Source organism: Microbulbifer maximicatervae (SeqCode) (assembly GCF_052467225.1).
Genome location: NZ_CP174303.1, coordinates 1880399 through 1905705 on the forward strand (window position 1 = coordinate 1880399; position 25307 = coordinate 1905705).

Sequence of the window (25307 nt, forward strand, 5' to 3'; positions counted from 1 at the left end):
ATGCAGTTGTGTAGTGAATGTTCACGTTCTTATCTGGGGAGATCTGTTCAACCTGCTGCTGTAAAGCTGTCAGCGTGGCCGCTGACTCATAAGTAGGCCCAGCCCGCTAGCCACCATCGCGGGGGTAAACAAAATTGGTGGAACACAGCAGCGCCTCGGCCAGTAATGGCCAAGGTGATTGAACAGAAGTCAGCCGACGGCATAGTAGCCTAATGCCAAGATTAATACCTTGGATACGGTGAAGGCCTGAACCCAAAATCCACGAGTTAAAAGACAGGGCTAGCCTACTGATATGTTTCCAGTCGGTTAAAGTTGATGTAGCGCACTGCCATGACACTCGACTCAAATGAAGATCTGCTCGAGACTATCGTTGGGTAGAGCTTCATTACGGATAGGGAACCGCCCATTGCGGACCCGCACGATGGGTGGTGTGGGGACCGGTAGTTAAAAGCTACCGGCTACCTGATTTAGCCATTCAATAATGGAACAACTGTGTTATTAAGGAACTTTGTTCCTTTTTCAGTATGAAGCCAAATTAAGCCACCTAAATTCAAAAAGACAGTTACCCAATAAACACTTTTAAATTCTTTTTTACTCGACTTGTGACGTAACTTGTTTTGAGCAAAGTAAGCACCAGGCCAACCACCAAATGTAGAAAACAAATGTAATGTACTTTCTTTTGTTCTCCAACGCCCATTTTGAGCAGCGGACTTATCAATTGCGTAAGCGATAAATGTTATTAAACTCATTGCAACATACAAGCCAGCAACGATTAACGGTAATTTACCGACAACGATCGATGTCGAAAGGCCAATACAAAAAACTATTATAAAAGGTACACCAAAGTTGCCACCACCGTTAGCTTTGCTTCGATTACTTGAAGATTCAGTATCTCGAGCAAATTTGATATTTGTAGCTTTAAACCGATTACTATTTTCTCTGACTAGTTCGTAGATGATGACTTCACCATTAATAGGCCTACGTGAACGAGGCTTAAAAGCTTTAATGTGAACAAAAGCACGATCGCCTCCACCATTAGGCTCAACAAAACCGAAGCCTTTATCATCATTCCAATTTACTACTTTACCTTGAAGCTGCATGCTCCCTCTCGAACCTGATGGCTAACGCCCGTACCTACGCTTGGTACGCCCAGCATGGGCGTGAACTAATGGGGTGAAAGTCCTCTGTAGGAAGATCACCGTTTAATGAGTCCCATTAAATGCTAACTACTAGCGAATGGCAACTGCAACACCGTGAGGTCTTGTGGGGAGGAAGTCGCTAGCAAAACTAGGAACTGACGGACAGAAACATCATATAAGGCTTAGCCTGAAAGTGAGGCGGCCAAGGACACCGAAGCCGGGTGATCTAACGGGTAAAGTAAATGACGCAGTTGTGTAGTGAAAGTTCACCTTCTTATCTGGGGGGACCTGTTTAGCTTGCTGCTATGAAGCTGTTAACGTGGCCGCTGACTCATAAGTAGGCCCAACCCACTAGCCACCATCGAGGGGTAGACAAGAGTGGTGGGACACAGCAGCGCCTCGGTCAGTAATGATCAAGGTGATTAAACAGAAGTCAGCCGACGGCGTAGTAGCCAAATGCCAAGATTAATACCTTGGACAGGGTGAAGGCCTGAACCCAAAATCCACGAGTTAAAAGACAGGGCTATCCTACCGATATGTTTCCAGTCGGGTAAGTTGAGGTAGCGTACTGCCATGACACGCAACTCAAATGAAGAGCTGCTCGACGCTATCGTTGGGTAGAGATTCATTGCGGATAGGGAACCGCCCATAGCGGACCTGCATGATGGGTGATGTGAGGGCCGGTAGCTAAAAACTACCGGCTACCCGATTTAGCACTGTTATTTGCACGGTATAGCAAAATCAACATGGTAGTGTTCATCATGCCTGACCCACGACCGTTTTTTGGAAAACTGGATATATTCCTTCAAATACTGCGCATACTTTGTCTTATATAAATTTGGCTGTAATTTTGGGTCGAAAATCACTCGCCATAAATCATGCCCATGTTCCTTGGCTTGTTTGTGTAAAGCTACAACATGAGCTGCAATCGCTTCGTAATCAATGTACATGCCATCATAATGATCATTAGCATCAAACTCGATATTGTAACCCAACTTATTTAATGCGTTTGTTGGCAAATGGACTGATTTTCCATTCTTATCCTTTACTGGAGTCATGAAATCAACTGAAAGTCCATTTCTGTGGGTTTTATGAGGCTTGAATTGGCCACCATCCTTAAATCCTGTTTCTGCGTATTTGTAGACCTTTGTTGGCTGTTCAGTTTCTAAGTCTTTATATGCAGATACTATGATATCTCTTACTTCTGAATGAACGTAGGTACGACCAGTCAATCTCGCTATAGTGCTATAGCCTACGTAGTTTTCCCCTTCGGATGGCAGTTTCACTCCATTAGTAAGGCTGCCATTGGAAGTCGTCCCAAAGCATGTGCTGGTTTCAGCCAAAGCTATCAGCGGAAACAAAAATGTAATTAATAAAAGATACTTTATGTTCATGTGGTGCTATCGCCTTGCGAGGGGGCGAAGTGCGCAGCACTTTGTCCCGCTTGCGCAATTTGTTATGACAGGGAGCCAATTCATGGCACGAGCTTATAGTCATTGCCGAATTCTTTTGTTTTAAACAAGCGGAATTGCACATTAGTTAGATCGAGGTAAGGGAAGCGGCTAGCGTACTCTTTGACCTGATCATCGAATGCCTCCCTACCATCTGAGTGATACCGCCATAATGTTGGACCATAAGCGCAATCTAGGTAAAAGTTGCCAATAAAAACGGCCTCGCCCGGCTTAACTGTGAATGTACCACCAACGGGTTTGCCAGCAGAATACAGTTTATCTCGTTGCGCCGTAAGAAAACCTACATTGGATACAGACTTTGCTGCCTTGATGCTAAAGGCGCTGATCGCATATTCTCCGGGCTCTAGAGAGTAAGCATAATTTGTAAACACTGGATCAACAGCCAAGCGTGAAGGGCTATGCAGTACAAGGGCTGGCTCGGCTTCATTATTGATAGAGCTCATTGGTAGCTTATCGAATGCCATGCTAATGAGTTGCGCATTTTCATAGCCTCCACAGTCCCACCAACGCCCCCAGTTTACGTCTAGCAGGACAACACCATTTGTTACTTTGGTGGCGTGATAATAGTCCTCTGTTAAGACACTAGAAGCTTTAAACTTTATCGGCTCAGTGACACCCGCGCACGCAGTCAGCACGACAGACATTGCAATTAGGGTATATTTCTTGGTGATCATTCTTCGATCCCTGTGGAGTCATAACGCCGCTAGTAAAGGCGCCGCGGATGCGGTGTCCAATAGAGCGTAGCGTAATGTTTTTGCCTAGCCTTGGTACGCTCAGCATGGGTGTGAACTAATGGGGTGAAAGTCCTCTGTAGGAAGATCAGCATTTAATGGGTTCCATTAAATGCTAACTACTAGTGAAAGGCAACTGCAACACCACGAGGTCTTGCGGAGAGAAGCCGCTAGAAAAACTGCAAGCTGATGAACAGGAATATCATAACGCTTAGGCTGGAGGCGAGGTGGCTAAGGGCACCGAAGCCATGTGATCTAAAGGGTAAAGTAAATGATACAATTGTGTAGTGAAAGTTCACGTCCTTATCTGGGGAGATCTGTTTAGCTTGCTGCTATGAAGCTTTCATGTGGCCGCTGACTCATAAATAGGTCCAACCCGCTAGCCACTATCGTGGGTTAAAAAATGTGGTTAAACACAGTAGTGATGTTGAGTAGAAATTTATTACAGATAGGGAGCTGCCCATTGTGGACCTGCACGATGGGTGCTGTGGGGGCCGGTAGCTAGATATTACCGGCTACCCGATTCAGAGCCTTACTCTTGATCCCACTCTTCTTCATAGCCATTACTCACTAAGTAGCCATTCAGAGAGTGAAAAATATACTCCATCCACTGCTCGATTCCTTCTTTCTCCAGCAGAGGGAATCCAGAACCTTGATCATCAGCAGCAACGTCTATCATTCCCCAATAGAATTGAGAAAGAGCTACTGCCTGCTCTCGATTAGAAACTACGCCTCTCTTAAGAATATCTAGTGCAGTTTCATTCTCCATCTTTTCAGCGTAGTGAATAAGGATCTCGCGTTCTTCTGGGTATTTATATTCAATCATAATGCGTCTTGAGCCTCTTTAATTACTGACATCCGATCAGCAACCCAAGTTAACTTACTTACCAAGTCTTCAACCCTCATTCTTTCAGTAACTACAAGCAGGTAGTGTTTCTTATCTTTGGGGTCAGGTGAAAATTCTAAACCATTCGGTATATCTGCTTTTTCAATTACCCAAAATACATTAATAGGAAGGCCTTTTGTCACCTTTTTCTTCATTCTATAGATGCGCTTTAAATGCTGCCAGTGCGCCGAGAATGAGAGTCCCATTTGTGGATGTGGTAAAACCCAGCGCTCATCTTGTGAGAAAAGATAATCACGTTTTCTAACGCCACTAATGATAGATGCATCATTGCTATTTCTATAGAGAGTTGGGTGTGCTCCAGCCTCTGTAGGACGTGCATAGAAAGGGCCAAGTTTACTTATATATTCCCTTAAATTCTCTACGGTTTTAAACTGTTCCATACATACATTCCATGTGAACTACTTAATCAACTCTAATGCTTGCCTCAACCGTGAAGCACATTGTACTGAGTCCGAGAGCCAAAGGCTGCGTATTGCTGCTACCTGGTACGCCCAGCATGAGCGTGAACTACTGGGGTGAAAGTCCCCTGCAGGAGGATCACCGTTTAATGGATTCCATTAAATGCTAACTACTAGCGAATGGCAACTGCAATACTGCGAGGTCTTGTGGGGAGGACGCCGCTAGCAAACTGCGAGCTGACGAACAGAAACATCTTATAAGGCTCAGCCTGGAGGCGGGGTGGCCAAGGACACCGAAGCCGGGTGATCTAACGGGTAGGGTCAATGATGCAGTTGTGTTGTGAAAGTTCACGTTCTTATCTGGGGAGATCTGTTTAGCTTGTTGCTGTGAAGCTGTCAGTGTGGCCGCTAACTCATAAGTAGGCCCAACCCGCTAGCTCCGATTTAGCAAACCATACTTTATGGCCGATGTAGCTCTCAAACCGATCGGTGCCATTTCTCAAAACATGCCCCCTATCCTTGAGCGGCTGGGAATCTCAGCAAAATACTGGTTTTATCTTAATCGGAACTTTGAAAGCCGCTTTAAAGGCCTGGTGGGATCAGCAGAAGCTGTACGGCAAGCCTGCATTCAGCTCAATAAACGTTGGGTACATGGCATAGGCGACTGCCAACGTTTCCTTTCGGCAAACCCTTCCTAATTCCCTTCCAACCTTTCGATACTATTCCTTCTGGTTTGGTCAAAATCGCGCAATTTTCAAACCTCAAGCATAATTTTTCAGTATTTCACCTTGCCCTACATCAGGCTAGGATAAATGGCCGTCAAGGTGGAAGGCCTATACTATTTTCAATGTTATCTTTCAATCTATGGGTGTCCTAGTGTTGCTCCGTGGTTTGGGGCCGGAGTGGAGCACCAGCGGAACGAAGGTCCCAGTCGAAGGCGACAACACCACCTTGTTAGGCTTATTTTTGAATACTGAATGTAACTGTTTCAACAATACCCTTGGCCCCGCCAGAATATTGGTAATTTTTTATAGCATCAATTGCCGCTTGATCAAATACACCCGCAGGACTAGAGGCATAAACCTTGTGATTAATAGTGCAACCTTTTGGGTCTGTATCAAATTTTACTTTAGCAAACCCCTCAATTCCTTTCTTTAGTGCATCCAAAGGATATATTGGCGTTTTTTTGAAGTGATAACACATTCCATTGTCTTGGCAATGATCGGGATTTAAGGCTTTTCCCGCACAGAAATCACTTTCTCTTGTAATTAAATATACGTCCTCTTCAGCCCCAACCAGTTGACTGAAAAATACTGTTAATAAAAGTAGCGCTTGCTTCATGGGTACAGCCTAACGCCCGTAGCTGCGGACGCCTTGTAGCGTCGAAGGAGCGGAAATGCGTTCCGACAGCCTGCGATTGTTATAAGATTCACTGCTCAACAAAAGTAAAATCCTTAGGCGAATCAATCGGAACTGTGAGTGTATTTTTATGTGGAAAGCTGTTTGCGTAAGCGATAACGACATCTTTCTTAATTTCCACTTCCGTAAAAACCTCACTGCTTTCAAGGTGCATTATCCACTGAAGATTAGTCCCTTTTTTCAAAGCGACAAAACCTTCACCTTCATATGAGCCTCCTCCTACAATAGCGACGAACTCTCCTTTCCTAACCTCTTCTTGAGCTATTGTTGTGAACCACCAATCTTCACCATTCTCAGTTACCAGCGAAGATAAGGCCTCCAAATTCCCTGGGTAGTAGCCACGCTTTGAATCAAAGTAAATTCGGTGAAATTGATCAGTAGTAAAAAATATACCTGATTCAATTCTACAAAGCCCTTCATTGTACTTTTGTTCAATTTTGCTCACGATCTGCTCTTATAACGCTGAGCGCATGGGCCGAAATGGAGGTCCAGCCGCAGGTGTTCATGGCGCGTTTTGTTATGCATTTCTTGCACTCTCTCGTACATGATTTAGACCCGAGATTACAATGCCAGATAAGGTTTCTACTTTACTTTGGTTTATGGCAGAGTACACCTTCTTTTTGAGCGATAAATCTACAATAGAACCATTGGATATTTTGATTACATTAGGGAATCCAACTTCATTTAACTGATATAGCATAAATGAAATGTAGTTTTCATTAAGGTTTGTACAAACCTTTTTACCTTCCAGTTTAACGATGTGGGTGCCCTTGGGTAGTTGCGGCAGCACAAATTCTCCGATCAGGTTTACCGAGTTACCGCGATTCGTATAACAAAATATCTCACTGCCTTCGTGTGCTAACAAGAATTTTTTATATTCCTCTTCTAGCGCCTTCTCTTGTCTTCTTGCAGATATTAGAAAAAATGGAGTGGCCAAGAGTACTATTGGCAATAGTGCAATGAGAACTAAAAAAACCAAGAATACCGAGATATCTGGAAATCTGACTCTAATTTTTTTGAACATAACTTTCCGAAAATGCATAACGAGGCTGTAGAAAAACTCAGCCCTCTTTTCGTACTGTGCTTCTACGTGAAAAATAGCCTACTCATCAGTGAAAGCTAAATCAGAATTCACATAAAATCACCATTTATGGTTAATATTTGATCACCTCTAAGGAGGCAAAGACATATATTAGTTTTTCTACAGCCTGAACGCTGCCAGTAGGAGCGCAGCTTGTCTGCGACTCACTGGCTGGACTCGGTACGCCCAGCATGGGCGTGAACTAATGGGGTGAAAGTCTCCTGTAGAGAGATCACCATTTAATGAGTTCCATTAAATGCTAACTACTATCGAATGGCAACTGCAATACAGTGAGGTCTTGTGGGGAGGAAGTCGCTAGCAAAACTGCGAGCTGACAAACAAAAACATCATATTAGGCTTAGCCTGGAGGCGAGGTGACCAAGGATACCGTAGCTATGTGGCTAATGAGCCGAGCTAATGCTGTAGTCGTGTATTGAAAGTTCACGTTCTTATCTGGGTATATCTGGTTAGCTTGAAGCTGTCAGCGTGACTGCTTGATCTCGTTACGTGATCGTTGAATAAGATAGGGAGCCGCATATTGGGTATCCATACGATAGGTTGTGTGGGAGCAGGTGGTTAGAAACTACCTGCTAGCTGATTTATATTTATATTACAAAATCGTCATGTGATAATTTCTTTTTTGTTTTTGTTTTTAAAAACTTTATTCAACAAACTTGGTTGTTTCTTTTTCTTAAGTCTGGCTATCAAATATTCATACTCTTTTGAAAAGAATTCTTCTACAGCACCTTCCAGGAAGTTGTAGAATTTCTGGCTATCTTCTTCAGGAATTTTAGTTAATAATGAGTTTAGGGAGATTTCATACTCCTCATTGATTTCAGTTCTCTGCTTTATTAGATCAATATTCTCATCTACAAAATCAAAATATATATTACTCTGAATTAGACCTATTATAACGGCCTGCATTAGTTGCATGTAGAAATATGTGCTTGTGTTTTCTTTGGCTTCTAGACGAACACCTATTGAATGTTTTTTGGGGTCTAGATCCTTGCTGCTTTCCATTTCTTTAGAAATGGTGAATGGTACTGAAACTGTATTTGCTAAATTCTTAACTCCTTGGCAGATTACTTCCTGTGTAAGCTTGGGTTTAACATTGTCTGTTTTAAACATTTCTTTGAAACAAGGAATATAATAGTAGGTAGTATAATGAGTTGTATCTACGGCTTTTAGAAAGTTGAGAACTGCACCATATTTTCTCTCCTGTTCCGAGCATTTTACAGACTTATAAAAATTCCTTTTATCGTGAATACTTTGCTCTTTAATATAAGTTGCAGTGTAATATTCTTGAAGCGATTTATGTGAAAATGTCAATACATCATAGCCATCACTACATAGTATACCTGTACATTTCTTGATGATATCTACTAGGTTGTCTGGGTTGACATAGTCATAGCACTCTGTTTCTAACGCCTTTTCCATAAGCTCAGATGCTTCTCTAATGCTAAAAGCTGACATATCTTCACTGAATGTCATGAAACAGAAGATGCCAAAAATATCTTCAATTTGATGATCATTAAGAGGTATATCAATGCCCCTGTCTATTTTCTTTCCTGGTTTAAGAGAATCATGATGGGTCAACAAAGTGATAAATATTTTCTTGTAAAAGTCTGACAAGTTATCTGGAATTTTTGACCATGCCCTATATGTGATAAATAGAAGAATAGCCAATATTGGTGTTTTTGTTATTTCTTTTATATGCGGATACTCTTCTATTTGTTGCATGGCCTCTTCAGTCTGCTCTTCATCCTTGTTGGAAATATTCATAAACAACTGTCGAACATTATTGGTTGTTAAATCTTTAACGATAAAGTTGCTTATAAATGGCTCCGTAGTAATTAGTGTGTCGGGCCTTGTTGTAACAATCACCGTTGTTTTAGGGTAGCTTCTAGAGATATCTTTAATTTTTGAAAGTGCATCGTCGTGCAACTTAGGGTGTATTTCATCAAAGCCATCAAGAAATAGTTTTATGTGCCCCTCTTTAAATAATCTATTAAGTGTTTTTTCTGAAGCTTTTAGATTGTGTCTCTCAAACCACTCAGTGAGTTGAGAAAGTAAGGGGGTATCTGACTTGATGTATTTTAATTCAAAAAAAATCGGTATTGTTCCGCCGCTCTTAAGCTCATTTATCATCATTTTTCTTAAAAATGTTGATTTCCCTTGCCCTGCTTTCCCTATAATGCTTGTTATACCTTCATTATAAAAGCTGAGGTTTGAAATTTCGTACTCATTCTTTTTGTTTTCAATTGGAGTCATAAATAGAGGAACATAGACGTCATCTATAAATACATCTTTTTGGCTTGAGTATAAGGTTCTAATATTGACGTATTCATCGCACGCTTTACAGAAAGCAATCAGATCGTCTTTATTGAATGTCTGTTCAAATTCCTTGGCAACATTATTCCAGCCTAATTCAACAAATTTTTTAACAAGGGTTGTCGTTAATGTTGTGAGCCCTTTGATTGCAATCCCTTCAATAATTCCCATTTTTCTAACCCTTGTGATGACTTAAATATTTGTTGAATATTGGTCTTGCCCACAAAAAGTAGACACTCTAACTATGCGTATTTTCGTTCATACTCTGCTGGACTTACATAGCCCAATGCAGAGTGCCTACGAACCCTATTGTAGAAAATCTCAATGTATTCAAACACCTCAGATTTTGCTTGCTCTTCGCTTTCGAATGTTCCGGCATAGACCAGTTCGACTTTTAGCCTGCTAAAGAATGATTCCATTGCCGCATTATCCCAACAGTTAGCCTGGCGACTCATACTCGGTTTGCACTTGCTTTCGGACAAGAGATCCTGGTATTTCTGCGATCGATATTGCACACCCCTGTCAGAGTGAACTAGCAGTCCAGGCTTTATTGGTCGTCGCTCTAGGGCCATTTTCAATGCTCGACGTGTCAATTCATCGGTCATCTGCGAGTCGAATGCCCAACCTACAATACGTCGAGAGTACAGATCCATAACTACCGCGAGGTATAGCCACCTATCCAGAACCCAGATATACGTAATGTCACTGGTCCAGCGGCAATTTGGTCGATCCACATCAAAGCAACGCTTAAGTAAGTTGGCGGAGACGTTAATGCTCCCCTCTACGGGCTGACTATATCGAAAGCCTTTGCCGTTTCTCGCTTTAATATGTTCCTGCTGCATAAGCTTAGCGACGTAGTTCCGCGAGCATGGCTCACCTAACTCTTGAAGCTCGCAAGCAATTCTAGGCGCGCCATAACGACCTTTAAACTCAACAAACGTCTCTCGGATTTTCTCGATTGTTCGTATCTCTCTAATCGTGCGAGCAGATGGCAATCGCCCCCGCCATCGATAATAACCCGATCTTGAGACTTCTAAACACCGACACATCAAGCTAACCGGGAATGACCCTACATGCTCTTGTATCAATGCGTACTTTACTCTTGGTGGTTCGCAAAGTACGCAGCTGCCTTTTTTAGAAACTCAACCTCCTGACGAGCTTCATGCAGCTCCTTCTTGAGTTTGCGAACTTCAGCGCTTTCCTGTTTGGAATAGTCGACACCGTCTAAACTATTGAACTGCTTATCAGACAGTCGATTAAATTGACGACGCCAGTTGTAGATCTGCTGTGCGCTGACGCCTAGCTCTCGCGCCACAGAAGCCGTTGTTGCTCCAGGCTTTTCCGCTCTCTTAACTGCTTCTCTGCGGAACTCCTCCGTATACGCCTGAGTTCTTTTCTTACCCATAATACACCTCCGTGTTAGGCCTAAACCTAACTATACAGGGTGTCTACTAAACGTGGGTAAGTCTTATATCTAACGCCCGGTTCATAGGCGACCGAAGCGAGTCTGGTTGAGGGCGCAAGCCAGAACCAAATGCAGTTGTTTGTTAAGCGCTAGCCCCATTGTACCTTGGCTCATTAGAAGGCCAGTTTATACTCTCCAAAAGATATTCGAAAGCCAAGCTACCTGTTGATGACCACAATGCGTTAATAGTGAAAATGAATTGGTTATTGGCTATCTTCTTTGATGGAAATTTTGGAAAAATGGAAGGAAGCTTCCCCAATTAGACCCCTAGTTAATGCAAAATGAAGCGATCCTTTAGATTTAATCCTTTAACATCTTTCATCAGACATCATTATTATTGATTCATATATTTTGGAACTAAACTGTGTATTCAAAAGCAGCGGCATACTATCATGTTGTTAACATGTCCCAATAATGGGTGACCGCTCTAAACAGAAAACATATAAATTAATATGTTGGTCAACAATGACGGAGAGTTGCTCCAGTGGATATATTACCGGCTGCATTATATCCCGCTATTTTGTTTCTTTTGCTCACAGTCGTATGTCGTTCAAAATCAATAAGTTAACGTTTATCTTGCTGTGGATATGTACAGCTGTTCTTGATCTTGGATATTGGCAGTGTGGAAAAACAACGAAATTCACAAAAAACAGCAAAAAGATAGCGTTATGGATGATATTTGCTCAAACCCATCTGTTAAACCAAAGCGCTTTATGGACATTCTGGGTCAACATATTTGTAAATATGAACTATCGTGCCGAGTTTCTCAGGTCATAGGTATAGGTACGGGATGGAAACAGCACTGCTACCGACAATAGGGTGGTCACCTAAACCTCCAGCAATATCTTCAAAGCTTGCAAGATACTTAGGCGAGCGAGAGAGTTTTTCTATTGATACAAGAAAGACATTGCTAGTGGCGGTATTGATGATCTATCGCTTTGGACTCTAAGGTGAGAACGGGTGAAGAGTGCCAATTTAATCAGCTATTTTTATGGGCAACTGAAATTCTTCTAATAAATAACATTTAAAAATATAGGCACAAAAATAATCTTATTAGATTTTATTAGGATTGTTTTAGTGTCAAAGCCACGTAAAATCGATAGATATTTATTGGTATTTTGGCCGCGATTAAGAGTCCATCTAAAGCCAATAATCAAAGCAGCTCGGTTCAAGAGTACCGAGAGAATCAAGAACCCAAGAATTTTCTAAAAACCAACCCCTCAAAAGGAGAACGGTAGCGTGAAGTAAGAATAAGTAAAAGGCGCTGACCCAAGGTGCTGGAACACCTGGGGCCAGCTAACCAAATTGATAACAGTCCTATCAAGATGGCTATATGCATAGTACGCTAGAAACCCGCTCGTCTTCAATAAAGTGGAGCACAATCAGCGGCTTGGAGAGATTCCCCAGGCCCTGGGGGCGTTGCGTCTGCCTTTTCTTTTTCTATGCCTACCGTTCTCGCGCACCTCCTCGTAGTTACTCAAAACATTTCTATTCAAGCTTTCCCTTTGTGGAAGGTCTATCCATGGTTTGAGTATCAGTAGGAAACCAATATGTTGATCTTAAAGCGCCGTACAGGCGAAAACTTATGGATTGGAGCGAATGTCTCAATCACTGTATTAGGAGTTAAGGGCAATCAGGTAAAGATAGGAATAATTGCTCCAAAATCTCTACCAGTACACCGCGAGGAGATTTATGTGCGGATCAGACAGGAAGGAAATCTGGTCAGTGGGAATCGTTGAGTAGTTGATGGAGATTGTGGCGGGGTGGTGTTGCTATGAAAGCGCTAACTACTGTTAGTTAGCGCTTTCAGTTGAGCCTTTCGCTGCGGATAGAGACAGGTTAAGCTCGGAAGTGATCTGTATTAGTGATGTTTATGCTTAAATCCAGCTTCAAACTTTTCTGCTAATTTAAAGTAGTGATTCAGATCCTTGCGGGTTTTTTCTGGGCGGTTGTTTTCGGAGTTAATGTGGATGTTCTCCACAACAACGGCGATGTCTTTTGCCAGCTTCTGTCTTTCACCTTTCAGGTTCTCAGCGAAGTACTCAACACTTTTTTCGAGGGTGTAGGTGATGACATGAATCTGGTGAAGTTCAGCAGGATTCAGCTTTTGCTTGCTTTTAATTTCTGCTGTTTTCTCAATGAAAATCTTCTTGGCATCCTCCATAGAAGTAACGTCCGCTACTTTGAGATGCTGGATGGGCTTTTCGTCTGATGCAGGGCTAGCTTGAGCAGTGGTAGCAAAAGTAACAGCAAAAAGTAACGCAATTAAAGTTTTCATTTTTCCTCTCTAACGCCCAAACGCTAAGGGTTGATAAGGCATTGATCGGGCGAGGTGAATGCCTAACATTTATCAGTGATCATTCTGGCCACTTTGATCGCTATCGTAAATGAGGATAACTATCATTAACATTCATGATACAGGAATTTTTAGGTGCTCAAAACACTTCGCGTAAAAATTGCTATCAAGCTGATCGAAATTTGTAAGGAATAAGAAAATTGAATCTGGAAAGGATGCGCTGGGGAGGGGCAACGGAGGTTTTTAGCCCGGAAGTGGCGCCTCCGTGTTATGGAATTCGATCTGTTAACCCTCTCTTCGCGGTAGCAAAGAGAAGGTTATTTATAGGATGAGTCGGTTAGTTCGGGATTATTGAGACCGGCTTCACAAATTAATTGGTACGGAGGCTAGGAAATCTCTCCCAGTACATCAACCATTGCCGAAGTTAATTGGCTGAGATCTTCTTCCGAAATCACATAGGGCGGCATGGCGTAGACCAGTTTGCCGAAGGGGCGAAGCCAAACTCCGCGTTCGATTAGAGCTTCCTGCACCTTTGCCGTATTTACCGGCTCGCGCATTTCCACCACGCCAATTGCTCCAAGGGCTCGAACATCAGCGACACCCGGTGCAGATTTTAATGGGGCTAGCTGTTCGGTCAGCTGCTGTTCGATCGCAGTTACTCGCTCCTGCCAAGGACTGTTGAGTAACAATTGGATGCTGGCGTTAGCGACGGAACAAGCCAGGGGGTTACCCATAAAAGTGGGGCCGTGCATAAACACACCGGCTTCTCCCTGGCAAATACCTTCGGCCACTTTATCGGTACAGAGGGCGGCGGCGAGGGTCATGGTGCCGCCGGTGAGGGCTTTGCCCAGGGTGAGGATATCGGGGGTGATATCGGCGTGCTCACAGGCAAACATTTTGCCGCTGCGGCCAAAGCCGGTGGCGATTTCATCGGCGATCAGCAGTACGTCGTGCTCGTTGCAGAGTTCGCGCACCCGGCACAAATAATCGGCAGAATAAAAACGCATGCCGCCGGCACCCTGGACGATGGGCTCTAAAATAATCGCAGCCAGTTGATTGCGGTTCTCTTCCACTTGCTGGCGCAGTTCGGCGATATCACTGTCACTACAGGTACTGCCAAATGGTGTTTGCGGAGCGGGTGCAAACTGGTGCTGGTTCAGATGCTCGGAGAACAAATGATGCATTCCGGTGACCGGATCACAGGTGGCCATGGCCCCGAAAGTATCACCGTGGTAACCGTTACGTAGGGCCAGCAGGCGGTTCTTTTGGGGTTTGCCATGGGAGTGCCAGTATTGCACGGCCATCTTGATAGCCACTTCCACAGACACTGAACCGGAGTCAGCAAGAAATACCCGGTTGAGGCCAGCTGGAGTGATTTCCACTAATTTCTTGCACAGCTCGATCGCCGGTTCGTGAGTTAAACCCCCGAACATCACATGGGACATCTTGTCCATCTGCTCGCGCATGGCCTGGTTTAGCTCGGGCACATTGTAGCCGTGCAGGGCGCTCCACCAGGAGGACATACCGTCGATCAGGCCGCGCCCGTCTTCCAGGTAAATACGTACCCCTTCGGCCCGCGTCACAGGGTATACCGGAGGCGGGTCGATCAGGGAGGAGTAGGGGTGCCAAATATGTTTGCGATCGAAATCCAGGTCCATAAAAACTAAATCTTTATTTTCAAGAGCCGACATTCATCAGTTAGGCCAATTCGCGCAGTACTCTGAGCGGGGGCTGGCTGATCGAGCTGTAACAGGCCAGGGTACCGGCGGTGCCCACCAGTACTGCACCGGTGAGTGGTCCAGTTAGCCAAAGGACTGGGTGCAATATCACCGGCAGTTCAAAGACCCAATATGACAGCACGGCCAAGGTGGCTTCGGCACCGATAGCCGCGAGCAAACCGGCGGCAAAACCCAGCAGGCCAAATTCCAGTATCAGGCTTCTCAGCAACAAGCGCCTGCGGCCTCCCAGTGTGCGGATAATTGCCGCTTCCTGCAATCGCTCGGCGATACTGGCGCGCACCCCGGCAATTAATACCAGGACCCCGGCAACCAGCATCAGGGCCATAACCGATTCAATAGCAAAGGACACCTGGTTAATGGTGTCGCGGATACGCTGGATGATCTTATCCAGCTCTATCACGCTGACGCTGGGGAAGGCGCGAACCAGGTCGTTGACCAGTAGCTTGTCCTCCGGTGGGAGGTAAAAACTGGTGATATAGGTAGCCGGGAAATCATCGATAGTGCCCGGTGCAAATATCATATAGAAGTTGGGGCGCATGCTGTTCCAGTCCAGCGAGCGGAAGCTGGCTACCGGGGCTTCTACTTCCAGTCCGCCGATGGAAAAGCGCAACTGATCTCCCAGTGACAGTTCCAGCTGGGCTGCCAGCTCCACTTCTACGGAAACACCTTCGCTGGCCTTGTCCCACCACTCGCCTTCCAAAATACGGTTATCCGGCGCCAGGGTATCGGTGTAGCTCAGGTTCAATTCTCGGCGAACGCCGCCGGGACGATCTTTCTTCTCTTTAATCGAGACGCCGTTAATCGCTACCAAACGGCCGCGCACCATGGGGTAAAACTCGGTGCTGCTTACCTCGCCCTCTGCCAGCATATTTTCCATGGTTGGAACATCGTGAGGGGCGATATTCAGGAGGAAGTGATTGGGGGCTTTTTCCGGCAATTGCATCCGCCACTCATCCACCAGGGCAGTGCGGGCAAAGACCATGGCCAGCATGGCCAATAAACCGGTGCCAAAAGCGGCAATCAATAATGTGTTAAATGCGGCGCGGCGTTGCAGGCTGCCCAGGGCAATACGCCAGGCGCCTCCCAGGGAGGCCAGCTTTCCGCGCACCAAAAGTCGGTTAACCAAGGCGCTGCCCGCTACCAACAGGAGCATGCCGACAAACAGGGCGAGTGTCATGAGCAGGCTGCCGGACAGCCACCAGATTAGGAGCAGCATGGCGCTGGGGCCGAGAATCAGCCCGAGCCATTCGCGTCTGTCCGGGTTACTCCAGTCGTGCCTCAGGGTTTGCATTGGGTCTGTACGAGCCAAACGGAAAAGTGGCGGCAGGGCGAAGCCCAGGGCGCAGGCGAGGCCGGTGGCGAGTCCAATGAGCAGAGGGCTCCAGCTGGTGGCCGGGGGTTGAACCGGGAAGAACCCTTCCATCAGGTTGACCGCCTGGCTCTGGATAAAGGTGCCCAGTGCCAGCCCGATAGCGGTGGCAATCAGGGTGAGGGCGGCCAGCTGTCCCAGGTAGATACCGAGGATTTTGTTGCGCCCGGCGCCGAGGCTTTTCATTACGGCTACGTAGGCGCCGTGGCGCAGTCCGTAGCGTCTGGCTGCCAGGCCAACGGCGACGCTGGCGAGCAGTACGGCCAGGCTGGCGGCGAGAAACAGGAAGGACTCGGCTCTATCCAGGGCAGAGGCAACCCGGGGCTGGCCTTCGCGCAGATCCAATATCCGCTGGTGCTCAGTCAGTTGAGGTTTAAGCCAGTCAAAGTAATCTTTCAGGACTTGGTCGTCGCCGGCAAATAGGTAGCGGTAGCGCACTCGGCTGCCGGGCTGGATGACACCTGCAGCGGGCAGGTCGGCGGTATTGGCTAGCAGTCGCGCGCCCATATCAAACAGGCTGGTACCCCGGTCGGGTTCCCGCTCCAGAATGGCTGTCACTTTTAATTGGGTGTCGCCGAGGGCGATAGGATCGCCGAGCTGGATTCCCATCAAAGGTAGAAGACGGGATTCCACCCAGGCTTCTCCCGGGGGAGGTCCTTGTGGTGCCACTTCTCCAGGGCCTTCCGGGGACTTGCTGATTTCCAGTTGTCCCACCAATGGATAGCCTTTGTCGACAGCTTTGACCGAGACAAACTGGAACTGGTCGTTGGCGGAGATCATGGATGAAAACTGGACTATCTGGGCCTGTTCCAATCCCTTTTTGTCGGCTTCCTCCAGCCATGCGCTATCCACAGGCTTACTGCTGCGCAGCACCCGTTCTGCGGCCAGGAAGGTGAGGGATTGCTGCTCCATGGCGCGGGTAAGGCGGTCGGTGAAATGGGCGATCGCAGTGACACAGGTAACAGCCAAAACCAGGGCCGAGGCAATTAGCGCCAGCTCGCCACCGCGCCAGTCCCTGAACAGCAGTCTGAGTGGCAGCATCAGGCGGACACCTCCGACAGGTTGTCCCCGTCGATAAGCGGAGCGTAGGTATCTACGGCACCAGCCGACATATGCAGGTGGGAGGCACAGCGCTCTGCCAGTCGCTGTTCGTGAGTCACCAGCACCAGGGTGGTGTCAGACTCTTCGTTGAGTTTAAACAGCAGGTCGATAATTTTGGCACCGTTGCCGGCGTCGAGGCTGCCGGTGGGTTCGTCGGCAAAGAGGATGGCATCTTTGCTGCTAAAGCTGGCAAAGGCCCGGGCAATGGCCACCCGTTGTTGCTCACCGCCGGATAGCTGGCGCGGGTAATGGCGCAGTCGCTGCTCCAGGCCCACCCGGGCGAGGAATTCTTCCGCCCGCTTGGCGGCGCCCCGTTCACCGCGCAATTCGCTCGGTAGCATCACATTTTCCAGGGCGGTAAGGCCGGGTAGCAGTTGGAAAGTCTGGAATACAAAGCCCACGCAGCGGGCGCGGACTGCTGCGCGCTGCTCTTCGTCCATGGCGGTGATCTCGTCGCCTGCCAGCCAGATCTTGCCCTCGGTGGGTTTGTCCAGTCCCGCCAGCAGGCCGAGCAGGGTGGACTTGCCGGAACCTGAGGCCCCTGTCACTGCGAGGCTCTCGCCACGGGCGACTTTCAGGGAGATATTGTTTAATAGGGTCAGTGGCCCTTCGCTGGTGGAGACCCTGTGATAGAGGTTTTCTGCCGTGAGAATGGCGGACATACTGTATTCCCTTTGCGGATACGCGAGATTTTTGGAGAGTATGACATGACAACAGCCTTTTTTCGGCAGTTACTGACTCGGTTCGGCTTGGTGCTGATGCTGTCGGTCCCCAATCTGGCACTGAGTGCCAATAAGCCCGGCACTCTGCTCGTATTAGGGGATAGCATAAGTGCGGCCTACGGTATCGATGAGGAGCTGGGCTGGGTCAACCTGTTGCAAGAGCGCTTGCAGGAGAAGGGGCGCCCGGTGAAGGTGGTCAATGCCAGTATCAGTGGGGAGACCTCCGCAGGCGGCCTGACCCGGCTGCCGCGCCTGATGGAAGAGCACAACCCCCAGTGGCTGATTGTCGAGTTGGGCGGTAACGATGGTTTGCGCGGCTACCCACCCCAGAGTTTGCAGCGCAATTTGCAGCAGATGGTCAAGCTGGCTAAAGATTCTGGGGCGGAGGTTCTGCTGTTGGGGATGCGTATCCCGCCCAACTACGGTCGCGCTTACACCGAGGCTTTTGCCGCTGTATTCCCCAAAGTGGCCAAGGCCGAAGAGGTCGCTCTGGTGCCTTTCTTGTTGGAAACCGTGGCCCTGGAGCAGGGCGCTATGCAATCCGACGGTATCCACCCCACCGCCAAGGCGCAGCCGGCCCTGCTGGATCATGTCTGGCCCTGCGTGAAGTCCCTGCTGGGGGAGAAGGCGGCTGGTGAGTCGTGTACTCCGTGATCGAAATGCGTACAATCGCGCCCCCAGGAACAGGAAAGCCTGGCTCTGGTCCCAAAGTTTAAGGTTTTGTGCCGGTACTCTGGGCCCGGTCACTGGTCGCGAATGAGTTAGAGAGACACCATGCCCGAATTGGAAAACCGCCGCGAGCGGCTCGAGTTTAATAAGCTGCAAAAGCGCCTGCGCCGCCATGTGGGCCGCGCCATCGCCGACTTCAACATGATTGAAGAGGGCGACAAGATTATGGTCTGTTTGTCCGGCGGTAAGGATTCCTATGCCATGCTGGACGTTCTGCTGAATTTGCAGAGGACAGCGCCGGTTAACTTTGAACTGGTGGCGGTCAATATGGACCAGAAACAGCCGGGTTTCCCTGAGCATATCCTGCCGGAATACCTGCAATCCCTGGGTGTTCCCCACCATATTGTCGAGAAGGATACCTACTCGGTCGTGAAGGAAGTGGTGCCTGAGGGCAAGACCACTTGCGGGCTCTGTTCCCGTCTGCGCCGTGGCACCCTGTATGGCTTTGCTGAAGAAATTGGCGCCACCAAGGTGGCACTGGGCCATCACAAAGACGATATCGTCGAGACCCTGTTCCTGAATATGTTTTACGGTGGTCGCCTCAAGGCGATGCCGCCCAAACTGCGCGCCGACGATGGCCGCAATATCGTGATCCGTCCGCTCGCCTATTGCCGCGAAGAGGACATCGCCCAGTACGCCGAGTACAAGCAGTTCCCGATTATTCCGTGCAACCTGTGCGGCAGCCAGGAGAACCTTCAGCGCCAGGCGATCAAGCAGATGGTGCGGGAGTGGGATAAGAAATTCCCAGGCCGCAGCGAGAATATTTTCGCCGCGATTACCCGGGTGTCCCCGTCACAATTGGCGGACAGGGACCTCTACGATTTTGAGAGTCTGGAACTGGATCGCTCTAAGCCGTCGGCTGTCGAGCGTCCTGACCATTCAATCCAGCGCCAGGTGAATTCTTGGGAGCCTGAGGATGCTCAGGAAGTGGAGCCCCAGTATATCGAGGCGCTGAATCTGTAGGATCTGCACCGCTGACCAGTTGCGCGTAACTGCATTCAAAGTCCCGGGGACTGGCACTGGGCCCGTGGTGAAAGTGCTGATGCCAGAGGCGCGCCATATTGGCCACGTCTGAGGTTTCCTCGTCCTGGATCTTGTGGACTTCGGCCGACCTGTAAATCAGCCAGGCGATAGCTGTGGCATAGCGCAGGTTGGTGGTCAGTTCGCTGTGGGGGTGATCGAGAAAATCCCGCTGGCTCGCTAGCCCTCGCACTTTTGAGGCGAGGCTTGGGTGATCGATCAGGTATTGATCCCAGATTTCCCGATGAGTGTGGGGCTGGATTTGGTAAATACCCAGCCCGTGGCGCCGTCCCTGTTTGAGGTGGAAGCCCAATTGCGACTCCTGGGCAGCGGTTCCCAGAAGGAGATTCTCCATGCCCTGGCTCCAGGCTCTCAAGTGCTTGAGGGTTGGACGGATAACCTGGAGTCGGAGCTCGTCCAGACAAATGCCCATAGTGTTGTCTTTTTTTCTGTAGTTGTATCCAACATATATGTAGTTTGCTGATTGAGTCGGCGCCACCTTATGGGTAGATTTACGCGCAATAAACATAACAATTTTTAGGTGGTGCTCTTTCCATAGCTCAATGCGCTGAAAAATTGAGCAGGAAAACGCAGACTATTCCCGCGCCAAGTACCACCCCACTTTGATCAGAAGGAATCCCTTATGGCCGCCGAGTGGCTGATCGCCCTTACTTTTGTCGCCTATTTGGCGTTGATTGTTGTTATCGGTATTTACGCCTACATGCGTACGAAAAATGCCAGCGACTATTTCCTCGGCGGACGCTCCCTGCCGCCGGCTGTGGCGGCCCTGTCTGCCGGAGCCTCGGATATGAGTGGCTGGCTGCTTCTGGGTTTGCCTGGCGCGGCCTATGCAGCGGGGCTCTCTGCCGGTTGGATCGCAATTGGCCTTTTCTCCGGCATCGTTCTGAGCTGGGTGACAATGGGCCGGCGCCTGCGCATCTACACCTATGAGCTGGACGACTCCCTGACGGTGCCAGCCTATCTGGATCGTCGGTTTAAGATGGGGCACCCCTATCTGCGCACCGTCTGCGCGATATTCATCCTTCTATTTTTCCTTTTCTATGTGGCTTCGGGCCTGATTGCCGGCGGCAAATTGTTTGAAACGGTGTTTGGCTGGGATTATCGCTGGGCGGTGATTATCGGTGCGGTTGCCGTTATTTCTTACACCTTGTTTGGCGGGTTTTTGGCGGTGTCCTGGACCGATGTGTTCCAGGGGCTGCTGATGAGTGCGGCGCTGATTGCGGTGCCTCTCGTTGTTATTTCTGATCAGGGTGGTTTTTCTGCCAGCTGGACTCGCCTGCAAACGGAGATGCCACAGCTGACCCACTGGATGACCGATAGCACCGGGCAAACATTAAGCCTGGTGGCGATACTCAGTTCCCTTGCGTGGGGACTGGGATATTTCGGCCAGCCGCACATCTTGGCGCGATTTATGGCGGTGCGCAGCCCTAACGATATTCCGGTTGCCGCGACAGTGGCAGCGGTTTGGTCCCTGGCGGGCTTCTTGGGAGCAATGGCGGTAGGTTTGTTTGCACACCTGGAAATCCAGCAGAGCCTGCCTGATGGCGAAACTGTGTTTATGGAAATGGTGCAGGTGCTGTTCCACCCGCTAGTTGCCGGTGTTCTTTTGGCGGCGATTCTATCTGCCATTATGAGTACGGCAGATTCCCAGCTGTTGGTGTCATCGGCTGCGTTGGCGGAGGATATTTACCACGTTTGGTTTGGGCGTGAGACCACTCCGGAAGCCATGGTGAAAGTGGGGCGCTGGGCGGTGGTTGCTTTATCATTGGTCGCTGTGTGGATTGCGATGGACCCGGATTCCAAGGTTCTGGATGTGGTGAGTTACGCCTGGGCTGGCCTGGGCGCTGCCTTTGGCCCGGCGCTGTTGATCAGTCTCTACTGGTCCCGTATGACCGGTAGCGGTGCTATTGCCGGTGTTATCGTTGGCGGCCTCACCGTTGTGGTGTGGGAGCAACTCTCCGGTGGCATTTTTGATGTTTATGAGCTGTTGCCGGGTTTTGTTTTCTCTTCAGCTGCTATCGTGTTAGTGAGCGCGCTGACGAAGTGCCCGGAAGCCGTTGCCTCACAGCACCGCAAGTTGCTTGGTTGAGGGGGCAGGGCAGGACTTGAGCCCGAGCGACTCGCTCGGGCCGAGACAGACCAGCCGCGCTAGGGACGCACCTCTGGCAAAGGTGCGACTGTTGTGAAGTGAAATGGATTTCCATCCGCAGCAATTATTCAAATAGCGGTTGGAGATGCTGAGTGATCAAAGTTCATCTCGGTGATATCACTCGATTGCACGTCGATGTAATCGTCAATGCTGCCAACAGCCGTCTCTTGGGAGGCGGTGGTGTCGATGGGGCCATACACCGCGCAGCGGGGCCCAATCTACTGGAGGCCTGCCGCACTCTGGGCGGTTGTCCTGTTGGTGAAGTGCGCGCTACTGGCGCTTATTCCATTCCCGTAAAACGTATCTACCACACGGTTGGGCCAGTTTGGCGTGGCGGCAGTTTGGGTGAGCCCGAGTTGCTCTCCAGCTGTTATCGGCACTGCCTGGCATTGGCTCGGCGCGAAAATATGCGCTCGATTGCTTTTCCGGCGATCAGTTGTGGCGTTTACGACTACCCCCCGGAGCTGGCCGTAGAGGTGGCTGTAGAGCAGGTGCAGCAATTTCAGGAGAAGGAGGGGGCGCCGCAGCAGGTTGTATTCTGTTGTTTCGATAAATCGATGGCGGATCTCTATCTATCCCAATTGGATGCCTACGTTAGGCGCTAAAAGCCACGTTTTGTAGGCCTCGTGGTATTTTCGGCCATTGATTGATATCCATGGGTTGGGGATTATTATTGCTCTGACAATAACAATATAAGAATGAGGAGATTGTCATGCGCAGTGCCCAGCAGTGGTTTTCCGAGTATGGTGAGAGTCATCAGAATCCGATCAACAAATCCATTCATTGGATTGCTGTTCCCGTAATTTATGCAACTGTGGCCGGACTTTTGTGGGCAGTTCCGCAGCCGGAATTTATGGCGACAATTCCCTGGCTGAACTGGGCTGTTGTGGTGACAATCCCGATTCTTCTGTTTTATTTCGCGATGTCGTTTCCCATTGCCCTGGGAATGACGGGATTAACGGTTCTGTGTTTGTGGGCTTGGTCGGTATTGGAGCGGCTGGGGGTGCCCATCTGGCAGACGGCACTGGCCCTATTTGTGATCATGTGGGTGTTCCAATTCATTGGCCACCATATCGAAGGCAAGAAACCCTCTTTCTTTAAGGACTTACAATTCCTGTTGATCGGCCCAGCCTGGGTGATTGGTTTTATTTACCGGAAACTGGGCATTCAATACTGATTGCCGGTTTATGCAGATGAGTGGCTGTGGCCACTCATCGATCTATCCTGCTATCGGTTGTAGTGAACCGGTACTTCCAGTGTCTCTTTAACTTCTTCCATCACCACATAGCTGGTGCACTCCTGCACCTCCGGCAGTGTCAAAAGCGTTTCACCGTAGAACTTGCGGTAGGCACTCATATCCGCCACCCGGGCTTTGATCAGGTAATCGAAATTCCCCGATACCAGGTAACACTCCTGCACTTCCGGCAGGGCGGCCACGGCGTTGCGAAATTCCTCGAAGGCGTCCTGTGCGGATCGATTCAGTCTGATCTGCACAAAAACTACCAGGGCAGCATCGAGGTACTCCGGGTTGATCAGGGCGGTGTAGCCCTGAATAACATTGTCACTTTCCAGGCGTTTGACCCGTTCGACGCAGGGGGTCGCGGTCAGACCTACCTGTCGGGCCAGCTCTGCATAGCTGGTTCGTCCATTCTTTTGTAGAACACGCAATATGTTCCGGTCGATAGTGCTTAGCTCTCCCGCACGTTTGCGCATAACTGCTGACTCCGAATTGGTCGACATGGTCAAAAAGTAGACTTGCCGACAGGTTGTGTAGTGGATTCCACTAGTTTTATCAAAAATCTGCTAAATATCCACTTCTTATCTGTTCTTATACTGGGGAAAACATAGAAATTAGGTACTCCTATTTGATTAAGGCAGTACCGAGCGCACAGAGCGAGGAGAAGGAAAATGTTGATTGGCGTCCCTAAAGAGATTAAGAACCACGAGTATCGTATTGGCCTGACGCCGTCGAGTGTTCGCGAACTGGTTGGCCACGGTCACGAAGTGATCGTACAGAAGGATGGTGGTGCCGCTATTGGTTTCCCCGACGAGATGTACGTTCAAGCCGGCGCCAAGATTATCGATACTCCGGAAGAGATTTTTGCCACTGCCGATATGATCGTCAAGGTAAAAGAGCCCCAGCCCCACGAGTGCGAAATGCTGCGCCCTGGGCAGGTTCTGTACACCTATCTGCACCTGGCTCCAGACCCCAAACAAACTGAGCTGCTGGTGAAATCCGGCGCTACCTGCATCGCTTATGAAACTGTAACCGACCGCTTCGGTGGCCTGCCTCTGCTGGCGCCTATGTCTGAAGTTGCCGGTCGTATGTCTGTACAGTGCGGTGCCCACCACCTGGAAAAAGCCCAGGGTGGTCTCGGCGTACTGCTCGGCGGTGTTCCTGGTGTAGCTCCCGCTAAAGTTCTGATTATCGGTGGTGGTGTTGTTGGTACTAACGCAGCGAAGATGGCCCTGGGGATGGGTGCTGACGTTACTATCCTCGACCGCTCCCTGCCGCGTCTGCGTCAGCTGGACGATATTTTCGGTGGTGCGGTTCGCACTGAGTACTCCACTAACGATGCTATTGAAAAGCACGCACTGGAAGCTGACCTGGTTGTTGGTGCGGTTCTGATTCCTGGCGCGGCAGCCCCCAAACTGCTGACCCGCGACATTATCAGCCGCATGAAAAAAGGCGCAGTTGTAGCTGACGTTGCTATTGACCAGGGCGGTTGTTTCGAGACTTCCAAGGCGACTACTCACCAAGAGCCTACTTACGTAGTTGATGGTGTGGTTCACTACTGTGTAGCCAACATGCCCGGCGGTGTAGCTCGCACCTCTACTATGGCCCTGAACAATGCCACCCTGCCTTACGCGGTAGCCCTGGCAAATAAAGGCGCCAAGCAGGCACTGTTGGACGATTCCAACCTGCTGGAAGGCCTGAATGTTCACGCTGGCATGGTGACCTACCAAGCCGTAGCCGACGTATTGGGTTACGAGTTTGTAGATCCCAAACTGGCTCTGCAAAAACAAGCAGTAGCGGAAGACGCTGTAGCTTAATTGCCCCGGTGGCCGCCTGCGGGCGGCCGCATTGTAAATAAGCGGTAACGCGCTTGTTGTTGGGAAGTTTCCCCCGGAGCGCTCTTTGCGTTCCTCTCTGTGAGACCTGGTGGCATAGCCACTAATTGATAGCCGCGTACTTACGCGGCTTTTTTATGCGCGTT

General features: G+C 48.9%; 25 protein-coding genes. 8 read left to right on the forward strand and 17 right to left on the reverse strand.

From position 1 onward, the window contains the following. Positions 1-467 precede the first annotated feature (467 nt). From ACJJIZ_RS08195 to ACJJIZ_RS08215, 5 genes are all read right to left on the reverse strand, one after another. Complete coding sequence (locus ACJJIZ_RS08195; RefSeq protein WP_444915794.1) at positions 468-1100, reverse strand: DUF1294 domain-containing protein; 633 nt, start codon at positions 1098-1100, stop codon at positions 468-470. Positions 1101-1858: 758 nt separating this feature from the next. Further along, positions 1859-2533: a penicillin-insensitive murein endopeptidase gene (locus tag ACJJIZ_RS08200; protein ID WP_444915795.1), complete on the reverse strand. Its 675-nt coding sequence runs from the start codon at positions 2531-2533 to the stop codon at positions 1859-1861. 80 nt (positions 2534-2613) lie between these two features. Then, complete coding sequence (locus tag ACJJIZ_RS08205) at positions 2614-3285, reverse strand: hypothetical protein (protein ID WP_444915796.1); 672 nt, start codon at positions 3283-3285, stop codon at positions 2614-2616. 589 nt (positions 3286-3874) lie between these two features. Next, positions 3875-4168: a hypothetical protein gene (locus ACJJIZ_RS08210; protein WP_444915797.1), complete on the reverse strand. Its 294-nt coding sequence runs from the start codon at positions 4166-4168 to the stop codon at positions 3875-3877. Beyond that, positions 4165-4629, reverse strand: a complete 465-nt coding sequence (locus ACJJIZ_RS08215) for a hypothetical protein (protein WP_143731023.1) — start codon at positions 4627-4629, stop codon at positions 4165-4167. The genes ACJJIZ_RS08210 and ACJJIZ_RS08215 overlap by 4 nt, the downstream gene beginning before the upstream one ends. 479 nt (positions 4630-5108) lie before the next feature. Between ACJJIZ_RS08215 and ACJJIZ_RS08220 the strand changes: the two genes are divergently transcribed. Then, entirely contained in the window at positions 5109-5345 is a 237-nt protein-coding gene (locus tag ACJJIZ_RS08220) for a hypothetical protein (protein ID WP_444915798.1), read from the forward strand. Positions 5346-5607: 262 nt separating this feature from the next. Here ACJJIZ_RS08220 and ACJJIZ_RS08225 read toward each other — a convergent pair whose 3' ends face one another. The 6 genes from ACJJIZ_RS08225 to ACJJIZ_RS08250 form a co-directional block, all read right to left on the reverse strand. Next, positions 5608-5988 carry an energy transducer TonB gene (locus ACJJIZ_RS08225; RefSeq protein WP_444915799.1) on the reverse strand — a complete coding sequence of 127 codons (381 nt, stop codon included), beginning with the start codon at positions 5986-5988 and terminating at the stop codon, positions 5608-5610. Positions 5989-6076: 88 nt separating this feature from the next. Further along, entirely contained in the window at positions 6077-6511 is a 435-nt protein-coding gene (locus ACJJIZ_RS08230) for a hypothetical protein (RefSeq protein ID WP_444915800.1), read from the reverse strand. A gap of 72 nt (positions 6512-6583) precedes the next feature. Beyond that, positions 6584-7090, reverse strand: coding sequence for a hypothetical protein (locus tag ACJJIZ_RS08235; protein ID WP_444915801.1), 507 nt, complete (start codon positions 7088-7090; stop codon positions 6584-6586). A gap of 678 nt (positions 7091-7768) precedes the next feature. Next, entirely contained in the window at positions 7769-9649 is a 1881-nt protein-coding gene (locus ACJJIZ_RS08240; RefSeq protein WP_444915802.1) for an NACHT domain-containing protein, read from the reverse strand. A gap of 71 nt (positions 9650-9720) precedes the next feature. Beyond that, positions 9721-10566 (reverse strand): IS3 family transposase, encoded by an 846-nt coding sequence (locus ACJJIZ_RS08245; protein WP_282933833.1) that lies wholly within the window; start codon positions 10564-10566, stop codon positions 9721-9723. 8 nt (positions 10567-10574) lie between these two features. Next, a complete protein-coding gene (locus ACJJIZ_RS08250) occupies positions 10575-10883 on the reverse strand; it encodes a transposase (protein WP_444895975.1) in 309 nt (102 codons plus the stop codon). A 1610-nt stretch (positions 10884-12493) separates the two neighbouring features. Between ACJJIZ_RS08250 and csrA the strand changes: the two genes are divergently transcribed. Continuing rightward, entirely contained in the window at positions 12494-12682 is a 189-nt protein-coding gene (gene csrA / locus ACJJIZ_RS08255) for a carbon storage regulator CsrA (RefSeq protein WP_444915803.1), read from the forward strand. Positions 12683-12804: 122 nt separating this feature from the next. Here the strand turns inward: csrA and ACJJIZ_RS08260 are convergent, their stop codons facing one another. The 4 genes from ACJJIZ_RS08260 to ACJJIZ_RS08275 form a co-directional block, all read right to left on the reverse strand. Continuing rightward, complete coding sequence (locus ACJJIZ_RS08260) at positions 12805-13221, reverse strand: DUF6746 family protein (protein ID WP_444915804.1); 417 nt, start codon at positions 13219-13221, stop codon at positions 12805-12807. 404 nt (positions 13222-13625) lie between these two features. Beyond that, positions 13626-14930 (reverse strand): adenosylmethionine--8-amino-7-oxononanoate transaminase, encoded by a 1305-nt coding sequence (bioA, locus tag ACJJIZ_RS08265; protein WP_444915805.1) that lies wholly within the window; start codon positions 14928-14930, stop codon positions 13626-13628. A 7-nt stretch (positions 14931-14937) separates the two neighbouring features. Next, entirely contained in the window at positions 14938-17388 is a 2451-nt protein-coding gene (locus ACJJIZ_RS08270; protein WP_444915806.1) for an ABC transporter permease, read from the reverse strand. Then, the gene (locus ACJJIZ_RS08275) at positions 17388-18110 is read right to left on the reverse strand and encodes an ABC transporter ATP-binding protein (RefSeq protein WP_444894675.1); all 723 of its coding nucleotides are present in this window, start codon (positions 18108-18110) and stop codon (positions 17388-17390) included. Before ACJJIZ_RS08275 ends, ACJJIZ_RS08270 begins: the two co-directional genes overlap by 1 nt. A 45-nt stretch (positions 18111-18155) precedes the next feature. On the opposite strand from ACJJIZ_RS08275, the gene ACJJIZ_RS08280 reads away from it, so the two are divergent. Together ACJJIZ_RS08280 and ttcA are read left to right on the forward strand one after the other, a co-directional pair. Then, positions 18156-18824, forward strand: coding sequence for an arylesterase (locus ACJJIZ_RS08280; protein WP_282931664.1), 669 nt, complete (start codon positions 18156-18158; stop codon positions 18822-18824). Positions 18825-18944: 120 nt separating this feature from the next. Then, on the forward strand, positions 18945-19862 hold the full coding sequence (gene ttcA, locus ACJJIZ_RS08285; RefSeq protein WP_444894820.1) for a tRNA 2-thiocytidine(32) synthetase TtcA: 918 nt from the start codon (positions 18945-18947) through the stop codon (positions 19860-19862). Here ttcA and ACJJIZ_RS08290 read toward each other — a convergent pair. Next, entirely contained in the window at positions 19747-20352 is a 606-nt protein-coding gene (locus ACJJIZ_RS08290) for a hypothetical protein (RefSeq protein ID WP_444894819.1), read from the reverse strand. The genes ttcA and ACJJIZ_RS08290 overlap by 116 nt on opposite strands. A 210-nt stretch (positions 20353-20562) precedes the next feature. On the opposite strand from ACJJIZ_RS08290, the gene putP reads away from it, so the two are divergent. From putP to ACJJIZ_RS08305, 3 genes are all read left to right on the forward strand, one after another. Further along, a complete protein-coding gene (gene putP / locus ACJJIZ_RS08295; RefSeq protein ID WP_444915807.1) occupies positions 20563-22029 on the forward strand; it encodes a sodium/proline symporter PutP in 1467 nt (488 codons plus the stop codon). A gap of 152 nt (positions 22030-22181) precedes the next feature. Beyond that, the gene (locus tag ACJJIZ_RS08300) at positions 22182-22694 is read left to right on the forward strand and encodes an O-acetyl-ADP-ribose deacetylase (protein WP_444915808.1); all 513 of its coding nucleotides are present in this window, start codon (positions 22182-22184) and stop codon (positions 22692-22694) included. A gap of 107 nt (positions 22695-22801) precedes the next feature. Further along, complete coding sequence (locus tag ACJJIZ_RS08305) at positions 22802-23266, forward strand: Mpo1 family 2-hydroxy fatty acid dioxygenase (protein ID WP_108732210.1); 465 nt, start codon at positions 22802-22804, stop codon at positions 23264-23266. A 50-nt stretch (positions 23267-23316) separates the two neighbouring features. Here the strand turns inward: ACJJIZ_RS08305 and ACJJIZ_RS08310 are convergent, their stop codons facing one another. Then, complete coding sequence (locus tag ACJJIZ_RS08310) at positions 23317-23802, reverse strand: Lrp/AsnC ligand binding domain-containing protein (RefSeq protein ID WP_282931670.1); 486 nt, start codon at positions 23800-23802, stop codon at positions 23317-23319. A gap of 195 nt (positions 23803-23997) precedes the next feature. Between ACJJIZ_RS08310 and ald the strand changes: the two genes are divergently transcribed. Continuing rightward, positions 23998-25143: an alanine dehydrogenase gene (ald, locus tag ACJJIZ_RS08315; RefSeq protein ID WP_282931671.1), complete on the forward strand. Its 1146-nt coding sequence runs from the start codon at positions 23998-24000 to the stop codon at positions 25141-25143. Positions 25144-25307: the final 164 nt, after the last annotated feature.

Coding starts and splice junctions, on each gene's coding strand:
- ACJJIZ_RS08195 (WP_444915794.1), bottom strand. CDS start 1,100: ATGCAGCTTCAAGGTAAAGTAGTAAATTGGAATGATGATAAAGGCTTC.
- ACJJIZ_RS08200 (WP_444915795.1), bottom strand. CDS start 2,533: ATGAACATAAAGTATCTTTTATTAATTACATTTTTGTTTCCGCTGATA.
- ACJJIZ_RS08205 (WP_444915796.1), bottom strand. CDS start 3,285: ATGATCACCAAGAAATATACCCTAATTGCAATGTCTGTCGTGCTGACT.
- ACJJIZ_RS08210 (WP_444915797.1), bottom strand. CDS start 4,168: ATGATTGAATATAAATACCCAGAAGAACGCGAGATCCTTATTCACTAC.
- ACJJIZ_RS08215 (WP_143731023.1), bottom strand. CDS start 4,629: ATGGAACAGTTTAAAACCGTAGAGAATTTAAGGGAATATATAAGTAAA.
- ACJJIZ_RS08220 (WP_444915798.1), top strand. CDS start 5,109: ATGGCCGATGTAGCTCTCAAACCGATCGGTGCCATTTCTCAAAACATG.
- ACJJIZ_RS08225 (WP_444915799.1), bottom strand. CDS start 5,988: ATGAAGCAAGCGCTACTTTTATTAACAGTATTTTTCAGTCAACTGGTT.
- ACJJIZ_RS08235 (WP_444915801.1), bottom strand. CDS start 7,090: ATGTTCAAAAAAATTAGAGTCAGATTTCCAGATATCTCGGTATTCTTG.
- ACJJIZ_RS08240 (WP_444915802.1), bottom strand. CDS start 9,649: ATGGGAATTATTGAAGGGATTGCAATCAAAGGGCTCACAACATTAACG.
- ACJJIZ_RS08250 (WP_444895975.1), bottom strand. CDS start 10,883: ATGGGTAAGAAAAGAACTCAGGCGTATACGGAGGAGTTCCGCAGAGAA.
- csrA (WP_444915803.1), top strand. CDS start 12,494: ATGTTGATCTTAAAGCGCCGTACAGGCGAAAACTTATGGATTGGAGCG.
- ACJJIZ_RS08260 (WP_444915804.1), bottom strand. CDS start 13,221: ATGAAAACTTTAATTGCGTTACTTTTTGCTGTTACTTTTGCTACCACT.
- bioA (WP_444915805.1), bottom strand. CDS start 14,930: ATGTCGGCTCTTGAAAATAAAGATTTAGTTTTTATGGACCTGGATTTC.
- ACJJIZ_RS08270 (WP_444915806.1), bottom strand. CDS start 17,388: ATGCTGCCACTCAGACTGCTGTTCAGGGACTGGCGCGGTGGCGAGCTG.
- ACJJIZ_RS08275 (WP_444894675.1), bottom strand. CDS start 18,110: ATGTCCGCCATTCTCACGGCAGAAAACCTCTATCACAGGGTCTCCACC.
- ACJJIZ_RS08280 (WP_282931664.1), top strand. CDS start 18,156: ATGACAACAGCCTTTTTTCGGCAGTTACTGACTCGGTTCGGCTTGGTG.
- ttcA (WP_444894820.1), top strand. CDS start 18,945: ATGCCCGAATTGGAAAACCGCCGCGAGCGGCTCGAGTTTAATAAGCTG.
- ACJJIZ_RS08290 (WP_444894819.1), bottom strand. CDS start 20,352: ATGGGCATTTGTCTGGACGAGCTCCGACTCCAGGTTATCCGTCCAACC.
- putP (WP_444915807.1), top strand. CDS start 20,563: ATGGCCGCCGAGTGGCTGATCGCCCTTACTTTTGTCGCCTATTTGGCG.
- ACJJIZ_RS08305 (WP_108732210.1), top strand. CDS start 22,802: ATGCGCAGTGCCCAGCAGTGGTTTTCCGAGTATGGTGAGAGTCATCAG.
- ACJJIZ_RS08310 (WP_282931670.1), bottom strand. CDS start 23,802: ATGCGCAAACGTGCGGGAGAGCTAAGCACTATCGACCGGAACATATTG.
- ald (WP_282931671.1), top strand. CDS start 23,998: ATGTTGATTGGCGTCCCTAAAGAGATTAAGAACCACGAGTATCGTATT.